This is a genomic window from Streptomyces sp. NPDC029138, from assembly GCF_055564375.1.
Genome location: NZ_JBVHWM010000050.1, coordinates 37,572 through 53,046, shown reverse-complemented (window position 1 = coordinate 53,046; position 15,475 = coordinate 37,572). Strand labels below are relative to the sequence as shown.

At 72.2% G+C, this 15,475-nt stretch carries 13 protein-coding genes; 1 reads left to right on the top strand and 12 read right to left on the bottom strand.

Going from position 1 to position 15,475, the window contains the following annotated elements; all coding sequences use genetic code 11:
* Position 1: 1 nt before the first annotated feature.
* The 10 genes from dgoD to ACZ4WH_RS30705 all read right to left on the bottom strand — a co-directional run bounded on the left by dgoD (position 2) and on the right by ACZ4WH_RS30705 (position 12,696).
* The gene (dgoD, locus tag ACZ4WH_RS30750; protein ID WP_468186903.1) at positions 2-1,147 is read right to left on the bottom strand and encodes a galactonate dehydratase; all 1,146 of its coding nucleotides are present in this window, start codon (positions 1,145-1,147) and stop codon (positions 2-4) included.
* Entirely contained in the window at positions 1,144-1,881 is a 738-nt protein-coding gene (locus ACZ4WH_RS30745) for a FadR/GntR family transcriptional regulator (protein ID WP_468186900.1), read from the bottom strand. Before ACZ4WH_RS30745 ends, dgoD begins: the two co-directional genes overlap by 4 nt.
* A 110-nt stretch (positions 1,882-1,991) precedes the next feature.
* Complete coding sequence (locus ACZ4WH_RS30740) at positions 1,992-2,762, bottom strand: SDR family NAD(P)-dependent oxidoreductase (RefSeq protein ID WP_468186897.1); 771 nt, start codon at positions 2,760-2,762, stop codon at positions 1,992-1,994.
* 49 nt (positions 2,763-2,811) lie between these two features.
* On the bottom strand, positions 2,812-4,911 hold the full coding sequence (locus tag ACZ4WH_RS30735; RefSeq protein WP_468186894.1) for an alpha-galactosidase: 2,100 nt from the start codon (positions 4,909-4,911) through the stop codon (positions 2,812-2,814).
* A complete protein-coding gene (locus tag ACZ4WH_RS30730) occupies positions 4,908-5,771 on the bottom strand; it encodes a carbohydrate ABC transporter permease (protein WP_468186891.1) in 864 nt (287 codons plus the stop codon). Before ACZ4WH_RS30730 ends, ACZ4WH_RS30735 begins: the two co-directional genes overlap by 4 nt.
* Positions 5,771-6,706 (bottom strand): carbohydrate ABC transporter permease, encoded by a 936-nt coding sequence (locus ACZ4WH_RS30725; RefSeq protein WP_468186888.1) that lies wholly within the window; start codon positions 6,704-6,706, stop codon positions 5,771-5,773. Before ACZ4WH_RS30725 ends, ACZ4WH_RS30730 begins: the two co-directional genes overlap by 1 nt.
* 1 nt (position 6,707) lies before the next feature.
* Entirely contained in the window at positions 6,708-7,997 is a 1,290-nt protein-coding gene (locus tag ACZ4WH_RS30720) for an ABC transporter substrate-binding protein (protein ID WP_468186885.1), read from the bottom strand.
* Between the two features lie 112 nt (positions 7,998-8,109).
* Entirely contained in the window at positions 8,110-10,254 is a 2,145-nt protein-coding gene (locus tag ACZ4WH_RS30715) for a DUF8189 domain-containing protein (RefSeq protein ID WP_468186882.1), read from the bottom strand.
* Between the two features lie 159 nt (positions 10,255-10,413).
* Complete coding sequence (locus ACZ4WH_RS30710; RefSeq protein ID WP_468186879.1) at positions 10,414-11,340, bottom strand: GNAT family N-acetyltransferase; 927 nt, start codon at positions 11,338-11,340, stop codon at positions 10,414-10,416.
* 390 nt (positions 11,341-11,730) lie between these two features.
* On the bottom strand, positions 11,731-12,696 hold the full coding sequence (locus ACZ4WH_RS30705) for a LysR family transcriptional regulator (protein ID WP_468186877.1): 966 nt from the start codon (positions 12,694-12,696) through the stop codon (positions 11,731-11,733).
* Between the two features lie 181 nt (positions 12,697-12,877).
* Between ACZ4WH_RS30705 and snpA the strand changes: the two genes are divergently transcribed.
* Entirely contained in the window at positions 12,878-13,573 is a 696-nt protein-coding gene (gene snpA / locus ACZ4WH_RS30700) for a snapalysin (protein ID WP_468186874.1), read from the top strand.
* A gap of 286 nt (positions 13,574-13,859) precedes the next feature.
* Here the strand turns inward: snpA and ACZ4WH_RS30695 are convergent, their stop codons facing one another.
* On the bottom strand, positions 13,860-15,083 hold the full coding sequence (locus ACZ4WH_RS30695; protein ID WP_468186871.1) for a beta-ketoacyl-[acyl-carrier-protein] synthase family protein: 1,224 nt from the start codon (positions 15,081-15,083) through the stop codon (positions 13,860-13,862).
* Complete coding sequence (locus ACZ4WH_RS30690; protein WP_468186868.1) at positions 15,080-15,388, bottom strand: acyl carrier protein; 309 nt, start codon at positions 15,386-15,388, stop codon at positions 15,080-15,082. Before ACZ4WH_RS30690 ends, ACZ4WH_RS30695 begins: the two co-directional genes overlap by 4 nt.
* Positions 15,389-15,475 lie beyond the last annotated feature (87 nt).

Below are 15,475 nucleotides of genomic sequence, written 5' to 3'. Positions count from 1 at the left end.
GTCACCATTCCGCGAACGAGCCGTCGGGGTGCCGCCACACGGGGTTGCGCCAGGCGTGTCCGCGCCGGTCGGCCGCGCGTACGGCGGCCTCGTCGAGGGTGATGCCGAGGCCGGGGGCGTCGTTGCGGCGGGCGTGGCCGTCGACGAACCGGAACGGTTCGGGGTCGGCGAGATAGGAGAGCAGGTCGGCGTCCTTGTTGTAGTGGATGCCGCGGCTCTGCTCCTGGATCAGGAAGTTCGGGGTGGCGAAAGCGATCTGGAGGCTGGCCGCGAGGGCGATGGGGCCGAGGGGGCAGTGCGGGGCCAGCTGGGCGCCGAAGGTGTCGGCGAGCGAGGCGATCCGGTGCACCTCGGAGATGCCGCCCGCGTGGGAGAGGTCGGGCTGGGCGACGGCGATCCCGGCGGTGAGGACGGGCAGGAACTCGCCGCGGGAGTACAGCCGTTCGCCGGTGGCCAGGGGAACCGGGCTGGCGGTGACCAGGCCGGGCAGCAGGTGGCTGTGCTCGGGGAGGACCGGCTCCTCCACGAACAGCGGGTGCAGAGGGGCCACTTCGGTGAGGGCGCGGCGGGCGCTGGCGGCGGTGAAGCGGCCGTGGAAGTCGACGGCGACGTCCCGGTCGGGGCCGAGCACCTCGCGGGCCGCCGCCACCCGGGCGACGACGGCTGCCGTCTCGGCCTGGGTGGTGATCGGCGAGGTGGCCCCGGCGGCGTTCATCTTCACCGCCGTGAAGCCGGCCTCCACCTGGGCCGCTATCTGGTCGGTCAGCTCGGCGGGCTCGTCGCCGCCGACCCAGGCGTAGACCCGGACGCGTTCGCGCACGGAACCGCCGAGCAGGGCGTGCACCGGAGCGCCGTAGGTCTTTCCGGCGATGTCCCACAGGGCCTGGTCGAGGCCGGCGACCGCGCTGGAGAGCACGGGGCCGCCACGGTAGAAGCTGCCCTTGGTGAGCACCTGCCAGTGGTCCTGGATGCGCAGCGGGTCCTGTCCGAGGAGCTGTTCGGCGAGGACGTCGACGGCGGCGCGGACCACTTCGGCGCGTCCCTCCACGACGGGTTCGCCCCAGCCGACCACGCCGTCGTCGGTCTCGATCCGGCAGAACAGCCAGCGCGGCGGTACCAGGAACGTCTCAATGCGGGCGATCTTCACTTGCCGCCGGTGCCTTTCGTGTCGTCGGGGCCGTCGATCCGGTCCAGGTCGCGCCCGGCCTGCTCGAGGAGGGCGTGCATGGCGGCCTCGGCGGCCCGCGGGTCCTGGTCGCGTACGGCGTCCAGGACGGCGCGGTGGGCCGGAACCGGGTCCTCGCTGTGCGGGGAGCTGTGGACCAGGCGGTCGCGGTGGGCGAGGCCGGACTCGATCACCATCTCCATGCGTTCCAGCAGTTCGTTGTGGGTGGCGGCGAGCAGGGCGCGGTGGAAGGCGAGGTCGGCGTCGACGGCGTGGGCGGGGTCGGTGTCGTGCTCTCCCATCTCCGCGAGGGCGGCGTCCAGGGCCACGAGGTCGTCGTCGGTACGGCGCTCGGCGGCGAGGCGGACGGCGGCCGGCTCGATGATGGCCCGCACCTCGGCCAGGTTGCGCAGCAGCGCCCGGTCGGCCTCGTCGGCGCCGCCGCCCTCGAACTGCCAGCGCAGGACGTCGGCGTCGAGGAGGTTCCAGTCGGCGCGCGCCCGGACGAAGGTGCCCCGTTTCTGGCGGGCGTCGACCATGCCCTTGGCGGCCAGGACCTTCAGGGACTCGCGCAGGGCCGTGAGGCTGACGTCCAGTTCGCTCTGCAACGCCACCAGGTCGAGCGTGGCCCCCTCGGGGATCTCGCCGCCCAGGATGCGGCGGGCCAGCGCCTCCACCGTCTGGCCGTGCACGCCGCGGCGGGCGTAGGGCGTCATGTCGTACAGCCTTTCTCTTCGGATGCGCACGTGTCGGACGGGTTCGGATGCGCACGTGTCGGACGAGTATGGACCGGGTGCGCACGGGTCGCGTGTGCGGGCGGCGGTCGTCACGCGGAGGCCTTCGTGACGCTCCAGCCTCCGTCGACGACGAGGTGCGCGCCGGTGATGAACGAGGCCTCCTCGGCGCCGAGGAAGGCGATGGCCGCGGCGACCTCGTCGGGGGTGCCGAAGCGGCGAACCGCGGTGGCGACGACGCTGCGCTCGCGTTCCTCGGGCGGCACCCGTTCCCAGGCCGCGGTGAGCACCGGTCCCGGCAGGACGGCGTTGACGCGCACCTCGGGCCCGTACTCGACGGCGAGTTGGCCGCACAGGGAGAGCAGCGCGCCCTTGGAGGCGGCGTAGGCGGGATGGCCGGGGATGCCGGCGTGGGCGTGGACGGAGGAGGTGAGCACGACCGCTCCCCGGCGGGAGCGCAGGTCGGGCAGGACCGCCCGGAAGCCCAGGAAGGCGGCGGTGAGGTTGACGGACAGCTGCCGCTGCCAGGAGGCGAGGGACATCTCGTGGGCCGGGGTCACGTCGACGGTGTAGGCGTTGCTGACCAGCACGTCGACGGGCCCGTAGGCGTGGGCGGCGGAGACGATCCGCTGCCAGTCCTGCTCTGCCGAGACGTCGGCGGGCACGAAGCGGGCCCGGCCGCCGTCCTTGGTGATGCGTGCGGCCACGGCCTCGCCTGGTTCCTCGGCGATGTCGGCGAGGACCACTGCGGCGCCCTCCTGGGCGAGGCGTTCGGCGGTGGCGGCCCCGATGCCGGAGGCGGCTCCGGTGATCACGGCTGTGCGGCCGGTGAAGCGGGCGCCGTGCCGTCGTGCGGAATCCATGGGGCGGGGCTCCTTCTCGTCTGGGTGGCTGGTCGCCTGCGGGTGCGGGCTACTGCCGTGTCAGTACCACCAGGTCGGCGTCGTGATCGGCCGTCCACGCGCAGGGCAGCCCGTAGTGCAGCAGATGGGCGCCGCTGTACGTGGTCGCGGTCGCGGCGTCCCGGTAGGCCGCGGCGGGGTCCAGGCCGCGCAGTCGCAGCCGGGCGGGGCGGCCCGGCACGAGGGGGGCGCCGTCGAGCCGGCCGGTGCTGAAGGCGGCGACGACGGTACGGCGCGCGTCGGGGGCGTCGTACTGCACTCCGCAGGTGGCGTCCCCGGGAGAGCCGAGCAGGCGGGCGTCGCCGTGGTGGATGACGTCCCGCACCTCCTTGTACCGGGTGATCCAGCCGGCTGCCTCGGCGCGCTGCTCGGGCGTCCAGGCCCGCAGGTCGGCGCCGATGCCGAGGACGCCGCACATGGCGGTGACGAACCGGAAGGCGAGACTGCGCGGGCGGGGGTCGAACACGCCGGGGGCGTCGGTGACCCAGGAGCTCATGACGTGCGGGGCGTGCGCGTGCAGGAAGCCGTACTGGATGCGGAGCCGGTCCAGGGGTGCGGTGTTGTCGCTGGGCCAGACGACGTCGGTGCGCGCCAGGGTGGCGTGGTCGATCCGGCCGCCGCCGCCCGCGCAGCCCTCGATGGTGACGTGGGGGTGCGCGGCGCGCAGATGGTCCAGGACGCGGAGATAGCCGTGGACGTGCTCGGCGTCGAGGTCCAGCAGGTCCGCGGGGCCGGCGCCCGGACGGCCCCGCTCGGTCGGCGGGCGGTTCATGTCCCACTTCAGGTAGCCGATGGCGTGGCCGGTCAGCAGCCGGTCGAGGGTGGCGAGGACGAAGTCCTGCACGTCGGTGCGGCCGAGGTCGAGCAGGAGCTGGTTGCGGACGCGGCGCGCCGGGCGGCCGTCGATGCGGTACACCCACTCCGGGTGCTCGGCGTGCAGGCGGCTGCCGGGGCTGACGGCCTCGGGTTCGATCCACAGGCCGAAGTCCAGGCCGAGGGCGCGGACGTCGTCGACGAACCGGTCGAAGCCGTGCGGGAAGGCAGCCGGGTCCGGGTACCAGTCGCCCAGTCCCCCGGTGTCGTCGGCCCGGCCGGTGAACCAGCCGTCGTCCACCACGAACAGCTCCGCGCCGAGGTCGGCCGCCGCCTTCGCCAGCTCCAGCTGGCTCTCGGCGTCGACGTCGAAGCCGGTGGCCTCCCAGGAGTTGTACAGGACCTTGCGGGGGCGGTGCAGGCGCTCACCGGCGAGCCGGCGCTCGTAGCGGTGCCAGACGCGGGACAGTCCGTCGAGCCCGTCCGGGCTGAAGGCGCAGGCGAGGCGGGGGGTGGTCAGGGTGTCGCCGGGTGCCAGGCGCACCGCGCCCTCGTGCGGCACGCGTCCGGCGCGCACCCGTACGGCGCCGCCGGGTTCGGCCTGCGCGGTGATGTGCCAGTTGCCGGGCCATTCCAGGGCGATGCCGTAGGCGGGGGCGGGGGCGTCGCGGGGTGCCGTCGCGTCCTGGACGGCGAGCCAGGGGGCGTACGCGTGACCGGGCACTCCCTGGGTGCTGCTCATGGTGAACGTTCCCCGGGCCAGGTCGAGTTCGGTGTGCTGGAACTCCTGCGACCACTGGCCGGTCAGATACGTCAGCCGGGCGGCGGCGGTGACCGGGATGTTCACGGCGGCGGAGTCCAGCCGCTCCAGCCGTACGTCTTCCTCGCCCGTGCAGGTGAGTTCGGTCCAGCGGTGCAGGACGTCGGTGCCCGGAACGGTCGCGTAGCACAGGGTGGTGCGCAGGCCGAGGACGTCGTCGGTGAAGGTGAGCCGGAGCGTGCCGGGACCCTCTCGGGCGTCCTCGAAGCTCCACCACACGCCTCGGTCGGAGCCGGGCCGGGCGGCGACGAGGTCGGCGCCGGTGAACGGGCGCAGCCCGTGCGGCACGTATTCCGCGGGGGCGGCGTCCGCCGGGGTGATGAAGTGGGTGCGGTGGGACCAGTCCAGCGCCGAGGGACCGTCCTCCACGCCGTGCGGTCCCCACGCGTCGAGTTCCGCCCAGGGGCCGTCCGGTGAGAGCCGGACGGTGTAGCTGGTGTGCTCGGTGCGCAGCGTCCAGCGCTGGTGCGGGGTCACTTCACTGCTCCGAGGTTGAGGCCGGCCACGAAGTGGCGCTGGAAGCGGAGGAAGACGGCCACGGTGGGGGCGGCCGCGATGACGGAGCCGGCGGCGATCACGTTCCACATGGACACGTACTGGCCCTGGAGACCGATGAGCGCCGCGGTGATCGGCATCCTGCTGTCGCTGCGCAGCACGGTGATCGCCCACAGCAGGTCGTTGAAGATCCAGGTGAAGGACAGCGCGCTGAGCGCGGCGAGCGCGGGCCGGGTGAGCGGGAGGATGACGCGCCAGAAGATCTGCCAGGGGCCGGCGCCGTCGACGACGGCGGCCTGCTGGATCTCGGCGGGGATCGCGCGCATGAAGCCGTGCAGGACGAACACGTAGAAGCCGACGCCGAATCCGATCTGTACGCCGATCAGGGCGGGCAGGGTGTCGTAGACGCCCATCATCTCGCTGAGCTTGGAGACCGGGATGAGCAGGATCTGCGGCGGCAGCAGGTTGCCGCCGAGCATGAGCAGCAGCAGGGAGCGGCGGAAGGGCATCTCGTAGCGGCTGAGGGCGAACGCCGCCATGGCCGCCAGCGCGAGGGTCACCAGGACGCAGGGGACGCTGACGATCAGGCTGTTGATCAGGGCGCGTTGCTGGCCGCCGTCGACCCAGGCCTGGCGGAAGCTGTCCAGCGTGAAGGAGCGGGGCCAACTGCCCAGGCCGTGCGCGGCGATGTCGTTGAAGGACCGCAGGCTGGTCACCACGACCAGGAGGATCGGCAGCAGCCACAGGACGGCCAGCGCTCCGGCGCCGAGGTGGAAGCCGGCGGTGGCGGCCCGCCGGCGGCGCAGCGCGCGGGCGGACGTGTGCGGGTGCGCGGCGGACATCAGTCGGCCTCCCGGAAGGCCCGGACCAGGTAGGAGGCGATGACTCCGAAGGCCAGCAGGAAGATCACGACGGCGAGGGCGGAGCCGTATCCGAGGCGCAGGGACTGGAAGGCGGTGGAGTACATGTAGGTGCTCAGCAGTTCGGAGGAGTGGTAGGGGCCGCCGCGGGTCAGCGACCACACCACGTCGAAGGAGCGCAGCGAGTCGATGATGATGACGGACAGCACGACGGCGTTGACACCGCGCAGCTGAGGCAGCGTCACATGGCGGAAGCGCTGCCAGCGGCCGGCGCCGTCCACCTTGGCCGCCTCGTACAGGGCCGGGTCGATGCCCTTCAGGCCCGCCAGGTAGAGGACCATCACATAGCCGATCTGCCGCCACAGGGCGGGCACGATCACCGCGTACAGGGCGGTGTCCTGGTCGGCGAGCCAGGCATGCCGCAGGCTGTCCAGGCCGACCGACTCCAGGAGGCGGTTGAGCACGCCGTCGGGCTGGTAGATGGCCTGCCAGACCAGGGCGGTGGCCACCAGGGAGAAGACGACGGGCAGGAACAGGGCCGCGCGGTAGAAGCCGACGCCCCGGCGCTCCTGCTGGAGCAGCAGGGCGGCGGCCAGGCCCAGGACGGCGGACAGGCCGCCGAAGAGGAGCAGCCACAGGACGGTGTGGCCGGCGGCGCTGCGGAAGACGGTGTCGCCCGCCATCTCCCGGAAGTTGCCCAGGCCGACGAACTTCGGCGCGGAGACGCCGTCCCAGCTGGTCAGGGCGAGGTAGAAGCCTTGCAGCGCGGGCCAGAAGACCCAGACGGCCTCGGCGAGCAGGGGCACGAGGACGAAGGCGAGGACCAGCGGGGGTGTGCGCCGGGGGCCCCGGGCCCGGCGGCCTCGGGGCGGCGCCGGGACCGGGGACTTCCGGTGCGGGGCGGTCAGGACGGCCATGTCAGGCGTTCCAGATCTTCTCGGCGTCGCGCTGCCAGTCCCTGAGGATGCCGCCGATGTCCTTCGGCCTGGCGATGAACTTCGTGAGCGCGGTGTCGGCGGTGGGCTGGAGGGCGTCGCTGGAGTCGCGGTTGAAGAACTGCGTCAGCTCGGCCGCCTGCTCGATGTGCTCGCGGCCCTTCTTCACCAGCGGCGTGCCCGCGTCCTTCGCGTCGGGGTTGCAGGGCAGGACGGTGCCGGACGAGCCCTTGATGTAGATCTCCTGCGCCTCGGCGGTGGCGAGGTACTTCATCAGGTCGAAGACCTGGTCGCGGTGTCCGGTGCGGGCGCTCGCGAAGTAGCCGTCGGTCGGGGCCTCTTCGGCGAGCGGGACCTTTGGGTCGATGACGGGGAAGCGGAAGAAGTCGATGTCGTCGAGGGCGTTCTTGGGGGCGGCGTCGGCGAAGAAGGTGCCGATGAGCATCATGCCGGTGCGGCCGTTGAGCAGGGCGGTCGTGGCGTCCTGGAAGGCCACGGCGGTGCCGTCGGGGTCGAAGTACGGCAGCACCTCCTGCCAGCGGTCGAAGACCTTGCGCACCTCGGGGTCGTCGAAGCGGTGCTTGCCCGCGAGGAGTTGGCGGTGGTATGCGGCGCCGTTGATGCGGATGTCGAGGTAGTCGAACCAGGCCGAGGCGACCCACGGGGTGTTGCCGCCGGCGCCGAGCCCGATCGGCGCCACGCCCTTGGACTTGAGCTTGTCGCACAGGTCGAGGAACTCGTCCCAGGAGGTGGGCGCGCTCACGCCCCACTTGGCGAAGTTCGACTTCCGGTAGAACATGCCCCACCAGTAGTAGGTGGCGGGCACGAAGACCTTCTTGCCGGAGCCGGCGGTGCACAGGCTGTTCAGCGCCTTCGAGTACCGCTTGAGGTCGGGCGACGCGTTCCAGACGTCGTCGAGGTCGAGGAGGAGGTTCTTCTTCGCGTAGGCGTCCGACACGGAGCCGGGGTACCAGGTGTACACGTCCGGCGGGTTGGCGGAGGTCAGGTAGGTCGGCAGCTGGGTGCGGAAGGTCTCCGCGGCCACGGTGTTCAGGCTGGCGTGGCCCTTGCCCTTCGTGGCGTAGGCGGCGACGAGGTCCTCCATCGCGGCCTTGGCCTGCGGTGCGGACAGGTTGGACTGGAGGGTCACCGGGCCCTTGGAGGAGGACTTGGCGGAGGAGGTGGAGGTGACGCAGCCGCTGAGCAGCGCGGTCGCTCCGGCGGCTCCGAGTCCGGCGAGGAAGTGCCGGCGGCCGGACAGGTGGTTCGTCATGGAGGCTCCCTGTGGATCCGCGCGGCGGGGCCGGCCCTCTGACGGCCGGGCCCCGTTCGCGGCGGATCCAGAGTCGCGTGGCGATCTCACCACGTCAATATTAATTACTAATTTATTTGAACTGGGTTCTGTGGACGTAGCCGTCGACACCGCGGAACACCGCGTCGACCGAGCCGTCCGGTCCGGCGACCGCTCCGAGCGCGCCGTCGAAGGCCGCGCTGGGGAACTCCTGGCGCTTGGTCCAGCCCCGCCACGCGCCGTCGTCGTACCGCTGCTGCCACAGGGTGTAGTCGGCCGCCCGCGCGTACAGCACCACGGCGTCCCCCACGGCGACGAGCGTCGGGCTGCCGCTCACCGTGCCGCCGAGCGAACTCCACGCCGACCACTGTCCCGACTGGTCCCGCGAGCTGGTCCACACGTCGTCCGAGGCGGTGCGTACGGCGACATGGACGCGCCCGTCGGCGTCGACGACCGCGGACGGCCTGCCGTACGCCGGCCGGCCACCGGGCGCGCCGAGCGACGACCAGCCGGCCGAGGGGCCGCGCCGCACGACGCTGCCGTCGGCACCGCGCGCGACGAGGGTCCAGTGCGCGGGATCGGTGAAGGCCACGGTCGGCGCGTCGGTCAGCCGCCCGCCCAGATCCTGCCAGTCGCCCCAGCGCCCGCCGGAGAAGACCCGACGGTAGGCGTGGTGGTCGGTCCCACGGACGAAGACGTCGATACGGCCGCCGGCGGAGGCGTGGGCGGCGGGCTGGCCGAGAATCCGTCCGCCGACCGGGCCCGCGAGGTCCCTGGTCCGCGCCGGACGCGTGCCGTCCGCCGTGTGCTGGACGAGCGTTCCGCGCGGTCCCCGGAAGAAGGTGGTCAGCGTGTCGCCGTCGCGCACCACGGCCGGGCTCGCCGAGGCCTTCTGCCCGAGGCTCGTGCCGGGCGGCGCGTCCTGCCCGGTGAGCCGGAGGAACGCGGTGCCGTGGGCGGGGACCTCGACGGTGTACGACCCGGTGTGCGTGCCGCGATCGGCGCGTGCCCGCAGGTCGCGCACCTCGACGGACCCGCCGAGGGCGACGTCCGCGAAGTGCACGGTGCGCTCGGCCGGCTGGTCGGAGCGGTTGAGCAGGACGACCGCGCGCTCGCCGTGACCGGCCAGGACCTTGCTGTACACGTCACCGACGGAGTCCGTGGCGACCCGGACCCCCTGGATGCCGAGCGGGTCCTGGTCGACGGCGATGATCTCCGGGTTGCGGAGCGTCTCGATCATCGACGGCGTCAGGGTGCGCGGATCGGAACCGAGGACGAGCGGGGAGGCCATCTCGGCCCACATCACGAACTGGGTGGTGGACTCCTCCTGCGTCAGCTCCAGGGAGCCGTCGGCCATGCGGCGCATCGGGATGAGGTAGTCCGGGTCGTTGTAGTGGCCGGGCCCCTGGGCCTCCGGGTGCCAGGCGTTGGCGTCCATGTTGCGCAGGATGTTGGGCCACTCCCCCGGACTCGGGGTGCCCCAGGCTATGTCGGTGCCGGTGCGCCAGGAGTCCGCGATCGTCGGGGCGTAGGCGTAGGTGTTGTGCGCGTCCTGCTCGGGCGTGTGCGGCAGGCCCCAGTCGTCGGTGAGCGGATTGCACAGGTTCAGCAGCATCTTCCGGCCCGACTTGGCGACGGCGTCGCTGAACTCCTTGAAGGCCGGCCCAGGATCGAGCTTCTCGCCGATGCCGCACAGGAAGTCGACCTTGATCGCGTCGATCTTCCAGCCGGCGAACTGCCGTGCGTCCTCGGCGTAGTGGCCCCGGCTGCCGAGTCCGCAGCTCTTGCCGCCGTCGTAGGTACCGGCGTCGGTGTAGATGCCGGCGCGCAGGCCACGCTGGTGGAGGTAGGAGACCAGGGCCGGGATGCCGGACGGGGAGCGGTCCGGGTTGGCCACCAACCGGCCTTGCGCGTCACGGGGGTTGTCCGCCTGCCAGCCGCCGTCGAGCCAGACGATGTCGTAGCCGCTGTCGCGCAGACCGCTGCGCACGATTTCGTCGGCGACCGCGCGCACCTCCTTCTCGGTGGGCGCGCCGAGTCCGTAGTACGTGTTCCAGCCCATGTAGGGCGTCGGGGCGAGACCGCTGTCGTAGTAGTCGGGCGCCCCTTGGTCGACCGCGGTGTCCGCCGTGGCCGGTGGGACCGCGGACGCGGTGAGGACGACCGTGATCGCGGCGGCGAGGGCCAGCTTGGTGGACCGGTGGCGTGGGGGGCTGTGCGTGGGCGACTGGGAAGTCACGGGCCTCTCCCGGGGGTTGGGAAGCGGGAAGGTGTGAGCCGGGCGCGTCCCTGGGGAGGCCCGGGCTTCACGGCGAAGACTGTGGCCCGTGGCCGAAACCCTGTCAATATTAATTACTAATTTAGTAGCACCCCGGGGTCATGGCCGGGGTGAGTCGCGTCAGGCCGCGGTGCCGGGAAGGGTGTGAGGAAGGTCGGTGGAGCGCCACTCCTCCACGACGCGGTACCCGGCGCTCGTGTACAGGTTCATGGCCACCTCGTTGCCGCCCCACACGGTGAACATCAGCATCGAGTCACCGGCCGCGAGCGTGGCCTGTTCACCGGCCGCCATCGCGGCCCGGCCGTACCCCTTGCCGCGATGCCGCTCCTGGACGTACAGCGAATAGCCGTACGTCACCCCCGGCAGATGCCTGTGCCTCAACCAGCCGGTGCCGATCCGCTCGCCCGCCGCTTCGAGCACCAGGACCGTGTTGTCGGGCGTCGCCAGGCCCTGGGGAAGCAGCTTCTCGAAGTCCTGGTCGGACTTGCGCGCGGCCTCCTCCGGGCTCATGGCTCCCGACCTGACGATGTCGGCGATGTAGGCGGCCTTCTCCGAGGCATGCCACTCGGGGTACTCGCCCGGGGTCATCGGCCGTGCGGTGACGCCGTCGAGCGGTTCTGGCGTGGAGCTGATGCGCCGCGCTCTGAGCTGGCCACGGATGCCGTAACCGGCGAACAGTTCGCCGGCGGGCTCGGTGAGCCGTACGCGCAGCCGGCGCGCGCCGCGTTGCGCGCACCACGCCTCGGCCCAGTCCCGGGCGGCCTGCTCGTACCCTCGGCCGGCGTGGGGCGTGTCGACGCGGAGGTCGCCGATACTGCCCACGAGCACGCCCTTGTCGTCGGTCACGTCCACGGCGACGTGCCCCACTCGGGTCCCGGAGTCCGTGATCTCGGCGACGGTCCAGTCATCGATGCGGGCGCGTATGTCCTCGAGCATGCGCTCGGCCGCGCCCGCGCCGAGCCCGGCCGCCGTGTAGGAGGCGTGCAGCCGACGTTCGAAGTCCTGCCGCCATGCGCTGTGGTCATCAAGGATGCGGAGTTCTGTCACTTGATCACCTTAGAGCTGTCCGTCAACTGCCCTTGAGCGAGCGGCCCGTGATGGCTGTGCGGCGAGGACGACGTCCCCGATTCCCACGGTCGGGTCGGGGCCTGCCAGTCGATGTTCCGACGGTCGTCGCAGTGCGCTACGACGAACGCCGGGCAACTTGTCCGCGCGTGAGCGTGAGCGTCACGTACGACTCCGCCGGCCCCGGCGCACACGGTCCTGGTCCGAGCCATCGGTGGCGGACCTGGTGGCGTCCGGGAACAGGCCGTCCGGGCGGAGAGCGGCCGGGAGCGGGCCCGTCTGGTGGCGGTCGGCGCCGGGGACCGTGAAGGCGTACCGCTGCTCGCCGTCCTCGGCGCAGGCGAAGTGGAAGAGGTTCGCGCAGTGCGACGATCACGCGGTGACAGGTGTGTTCGGCCGAGCGCCAAGCGCACCCGCTCGTTTCAGCCACTCCCGGTAGGCCGGCGCCTCCCGGGCCGCTGTCCAGTACGCCTGCTCCAACTCCGGGTACGCCTCGTCCAGTTCGTCCTCGGTGCGGGCCGCCAGCAGCAGGCGTACCCCTATCGGGTCGCCCTTCAGCGGGCGGATCGCGAGGTCGGGGCGCGGGTGGGCGGTCGGCTGGCTGACCGTGACGACCTCGCCGGTGGCCGCCAGAGAGTACGCGGTGAGGTAGTCACCGTGCAGCATCTCGGGGTTCAGACCCGCGGCGCGCAGTACCCGGCTCAGGCCGTCCCACTCGCCGTCGACCGTGGAGTCGACCATCCAGCGGTCACCGGCCAGGTCGGCAAGGCTCACCTCCTGCTGCGACGCGGCCGGATGATCCGCGGCGAGCGTGACGAACTGCGGTTCGCGCTCGACGAGCACGCGCAGGCACAGGCCGGGCGGAATGCGCAGCGGGCTGCCCTCGACCTCGTGCACGAACGCCATGTCGAGCCGGCCGGCGGCGACCATGGCCAGCAGGGCGTTGGCGGACACGTTCATCTGGAGCGTCGGTCCGGGTCCGGCGCCTCGTGCCCTCAGCAGGCGTAGCCAGCCCGGGATGGCCCGGCTCGCGGTGGCGCCGATGCGCAGCTGGAACCCGCCGGCGGCGCGGGCGGCCGCCGCCCTGGTCTCGGTGACGATCGCCGCGAACTCCGTGACCAGGGGCCGGGCACGGCTCAGCACGGCCAGGCCCAGCGGGGTGGGGTGGCAGCCGGTGCGGCCGCGTACGAAGAGCTGAGCACCGAGGGCGCGCTCGATGCGCCGCAGCTGAGTGCTCAACGAGGGCTGCGCCAGGCCGAGTTGCCGTGCCGCTTTGTGCAGACTGCCGGTGTCGGCGATGGCGCACAGGACGCGCAGGTGCCTCACCTCCAGCTCCATGGGGGGAGCGTAGGGCGGCGCGCGGCACCGCACCAGATGTTCAAGTCCCAACGAACAGGGACGAGTCGGCCCGCGATAGCCCCGCGCTATCCCCGATTGCCATCATCCCTGGCCCCGTTGGCCTGCCCGAGACTCACTGGCAACCGATCGTTCCACCCCACAGGACGAGAAGGAGCCCCCCATGGCGTCGTTCCGTACCAGCACCGGGTCGAAGCACACCAGAAGACTTGTGGCCCTGGCGCTCGGTCTCGGTCTGGCCTCCGCCGCGCTGGGTACCGCGAGCCCGGCGAGCGCCCAGAACACCGCCGAGGCACCGGCCCGCACCACCACCGTCGCCGCCGGATACGTGGGCGCGGCCGACAGCGCCGGCAGCAAGGCGTTCTTCGACGCGGTGCTGAAGTCGGTCGCCGAGCGGCAGGCCGACCAGCCCTCGCTGAAGGTGGTGACCGTCTACTACAACGCCTCCCAGGCCCCGAGCTTCCGCTCCCAGATATCGAGCGCCGCCTCCATCTGGAACAGCTCCGTGTCGAACGTCAAGCTCCAGGCGACCTCGGGCACCGGCGACTTCGCCTACTACGAGGGCAACGACTCGCGCGGGTCCTACGCCTCCACCAACGGCCACGGCCGCGGCTACATCTTCCTGGACTACGCGCAGAACCAGCAGTACGACTCCATTCGCGTCGCCGCGCACGAGACCGGCCACGTGCTGGGCCTGCCCGACCACTACAGCGGCCCGTGCAGCGAACTGATGTCGGGCGGCGGCCCCGGCCCGTCCTGCACCAACCGGTACCCGAACGCAACCGAGCGCTCGCGGGTCGACCAGCTGTGGGCCAACGGCCTCGCCAAGGCCCTCGCGAAGGTGAACCGGACCGGCTGATCCCCCACACAGCCCAGCCGTCTCACCCCGGTACGGACCGCGGAGTCGCCGACCCGCGGTCCGTACCGCCGCTCGTAGTCGGGGGCGACGATCCGCCGGTGCCGGATGGCCTCGGTGACGATCTGCTCGGGGGCGGCGTGACGACCGGAGGTGAAGGGGGTGTCCGCGCGGCGCCCTCTCGCGGTCCGCGGCGAGCAGTCGAACGGGGCGCTGAACCCTTCGCGGGCGATCGGGCTCGTACGAGGATGAAATGCTCACCAGGGGGGCGCGTACCGGCCGTTGGTGGTCAGACGGCCTGGAAGACGAGGACCGCGTTCTGGCCGCCGAAGCCGAACGATGTGCTCAGGACGGTGTCCATCCGACAGGTGCGGGCGGCTTTGGTGACGATGTCGAGGTCGAGTCCGGGTTCGGGCGTGTCGAGGTTGGCCGTCGGGTGGATGGTCTGGTGGTGCAGCGTCAGCACGCACACGGCGGCCTCGACGGCACCCGCGGCTCCCAGGGAGTGCCCCAGGACGCTCTTGGTGGCCGTGACGGGCGGCGGTCGGCGGAAGACCCGGTGCAGCACGGCGGATTCCATGCGGTCGTTCAACGGCGTCGAGGTGGCGTGCGCGTTGACGTGGTCGACGTCGCCGGGCGTCAGGCCGGCCTCCGCCAGTGCCTGCCGCACCGCGCGTTCGGCGCCCTCGCCCTCGGGGTGCGGGCTGGTGGGGTGATGGGCGTCGCTGGTGGCACCGAATCCGGACAGCACCGCTTTCCCCCTGACCCCACGGGCGCGGGCGTGTTCCCTCCGCTCCAGGACCAGGACGCCGGCGCCCTCCGCCAGGACGAAGCCGTCGCGTTCCGTGTCGAAGGGGCGCGAGGCGCCCAGCGGGTCGCGGCAGCGGGTGGACAGCGCGCCCAGCCGCCAGAAGCCCATGCTGGACAGCGGCCCGCAGGCGCTCTCCGCCCCGCCGACCAGCGCGATGTCGCACATGCCGCCGTTCAGGAGCTGCCGGCCGATGCCGATGGCGGTCGCGCCGGAGGCGCAGGCGGTGCTGACACCGAGGCCGGGTCCCTTGGCGCCCAGGTCGGCGGCGATCTCTCCGGCGGCCATGTTGGGCAGGGCCCGCGGGACCGTGGTCGGCGAGATCTTCCGGTGGGTGCCCGAGATCAGGCATCGCGCGACATGCAGATCGGTGTCCCGGCCGCTGCCGCCCACGCCGATGACCACGCCGACCCGGTCGCCGTCCCACTCCCCCGGCTCCAGACCGGCGTCCCGGATCGCTTCGCGGGCGGCGGTGACGGCGAGGTGGATGAAGCGGTCGGTGCGCCAGCGCAGCCCGCGCCCGAGGGCGGCGGCGAGCTGCTCGTCCGGGACCCGGCAGCTGAAGTCGACGGGCAGGCCCGCGAGTTCCGGGTCGGTGGACGCCGTGGGCTCCGCCGCGCACAGCCGTCGCCAGGTCGCGTCGGCGCCGACTCCGGCGGGGGTGGCCAGTCCGATGCCCGTGACGACGGTCTGTGATCGACTCATGCGTCGACGTCCGCCGGGGCGGCGGCCAGGGTGTGCAGGACGGCGCGGGTGGACTCGTCGGCGAACCGGGCCACGTAGTCGGCCACCGCGGCGATGGTGACACCGGGACCCGTCGGCATCGTCTCGTCGGTGAGCGGCACCTCGATGCCGGTCTCCTCCTCGACCACGACGAGCAGTTCCGCGAGGGCGATCGAGTCGAGACCGAGGTGTTGCAGATTGCTGTCGGCGTGCAGTTGCGCCGGGTCCATTTCGAAATGGCGGACGATGAGACGGACAAGCGTGTCGACGATCAGCTGGTCGGCCAAGAATTCCCCCTGGGCAGGAAAGGGTGTGTGATCGACGGAAAGCCAGCAAAGCGCACCTGCGGCGGGCCCGATCATGAGACGGGCGCG

What these genes read in the sequence shown, in the direction of transcription:
- ACZ4WH_RS30745 (WP_468186900.1), bottom strand. Translation starts at nt 1,881, where the DNA reads ATGACGCCCTACGCCCGCCGCGGCGTGCACGGCCAGACGGTGGAGGCG.
- ACZ4WH_RS30740 (WP_468186897.1), bottom strand. Translation starts at nt 2,762, where the DNA reads ATGGATTCCGCACGACGGCACGGCGCCCGCTTCACCGGCCGCACAGCC.
- ACZ4WH_RS30730 (WP_468186891.1), bottom strand. Translation starts at nt 5,771, where the DNA reads ATGTCCGCCGCGCACCCGCACACGTCCGCCCGCGCGCTGCGCCGCCGG.
- ACZ4WH_RS30725 (WP_468186888.1), bottom strand. Translation starts at nt 6,706, where the DNA reads ATGGCCGTCCTGACCGCCCCGCACCGGAAGTCCCCGGTCCCGGCGCCG.
- ACZ4WH_RS30720 (WP_468186885.1), bottom strand. Translation starts at nt 7,997, where the DNA reads ATGACGAACCACCTGTCCGGCCGCCGGCACTTCCTCGCCGGACTCGGA.
- ACZ4WH_RS30705 (WP_468186877.1), bottom strand. Translation starts at nt 12,696, where the DNA reads ATGGAGCTGGAGGTGAGGCACCTGCGCGTCCTGTGCGCCATCGCCGAC.
- snpA (WP_468186874.1), top strand. Translation starts at nt 12,878, where the DNA reads ATGGCGTCGTTCCGTACCAGCACCGGGTCGAAGCACACCAGAAGACTT.
- ACZ4WH_RS30695 (WP_468186871.1), bottom strand. Translation starts at nt 15,083, where the DNA reads ATGAGTCGATCACAGACCGTCGTCACGGGCATCGGACTGGCCACCCCC.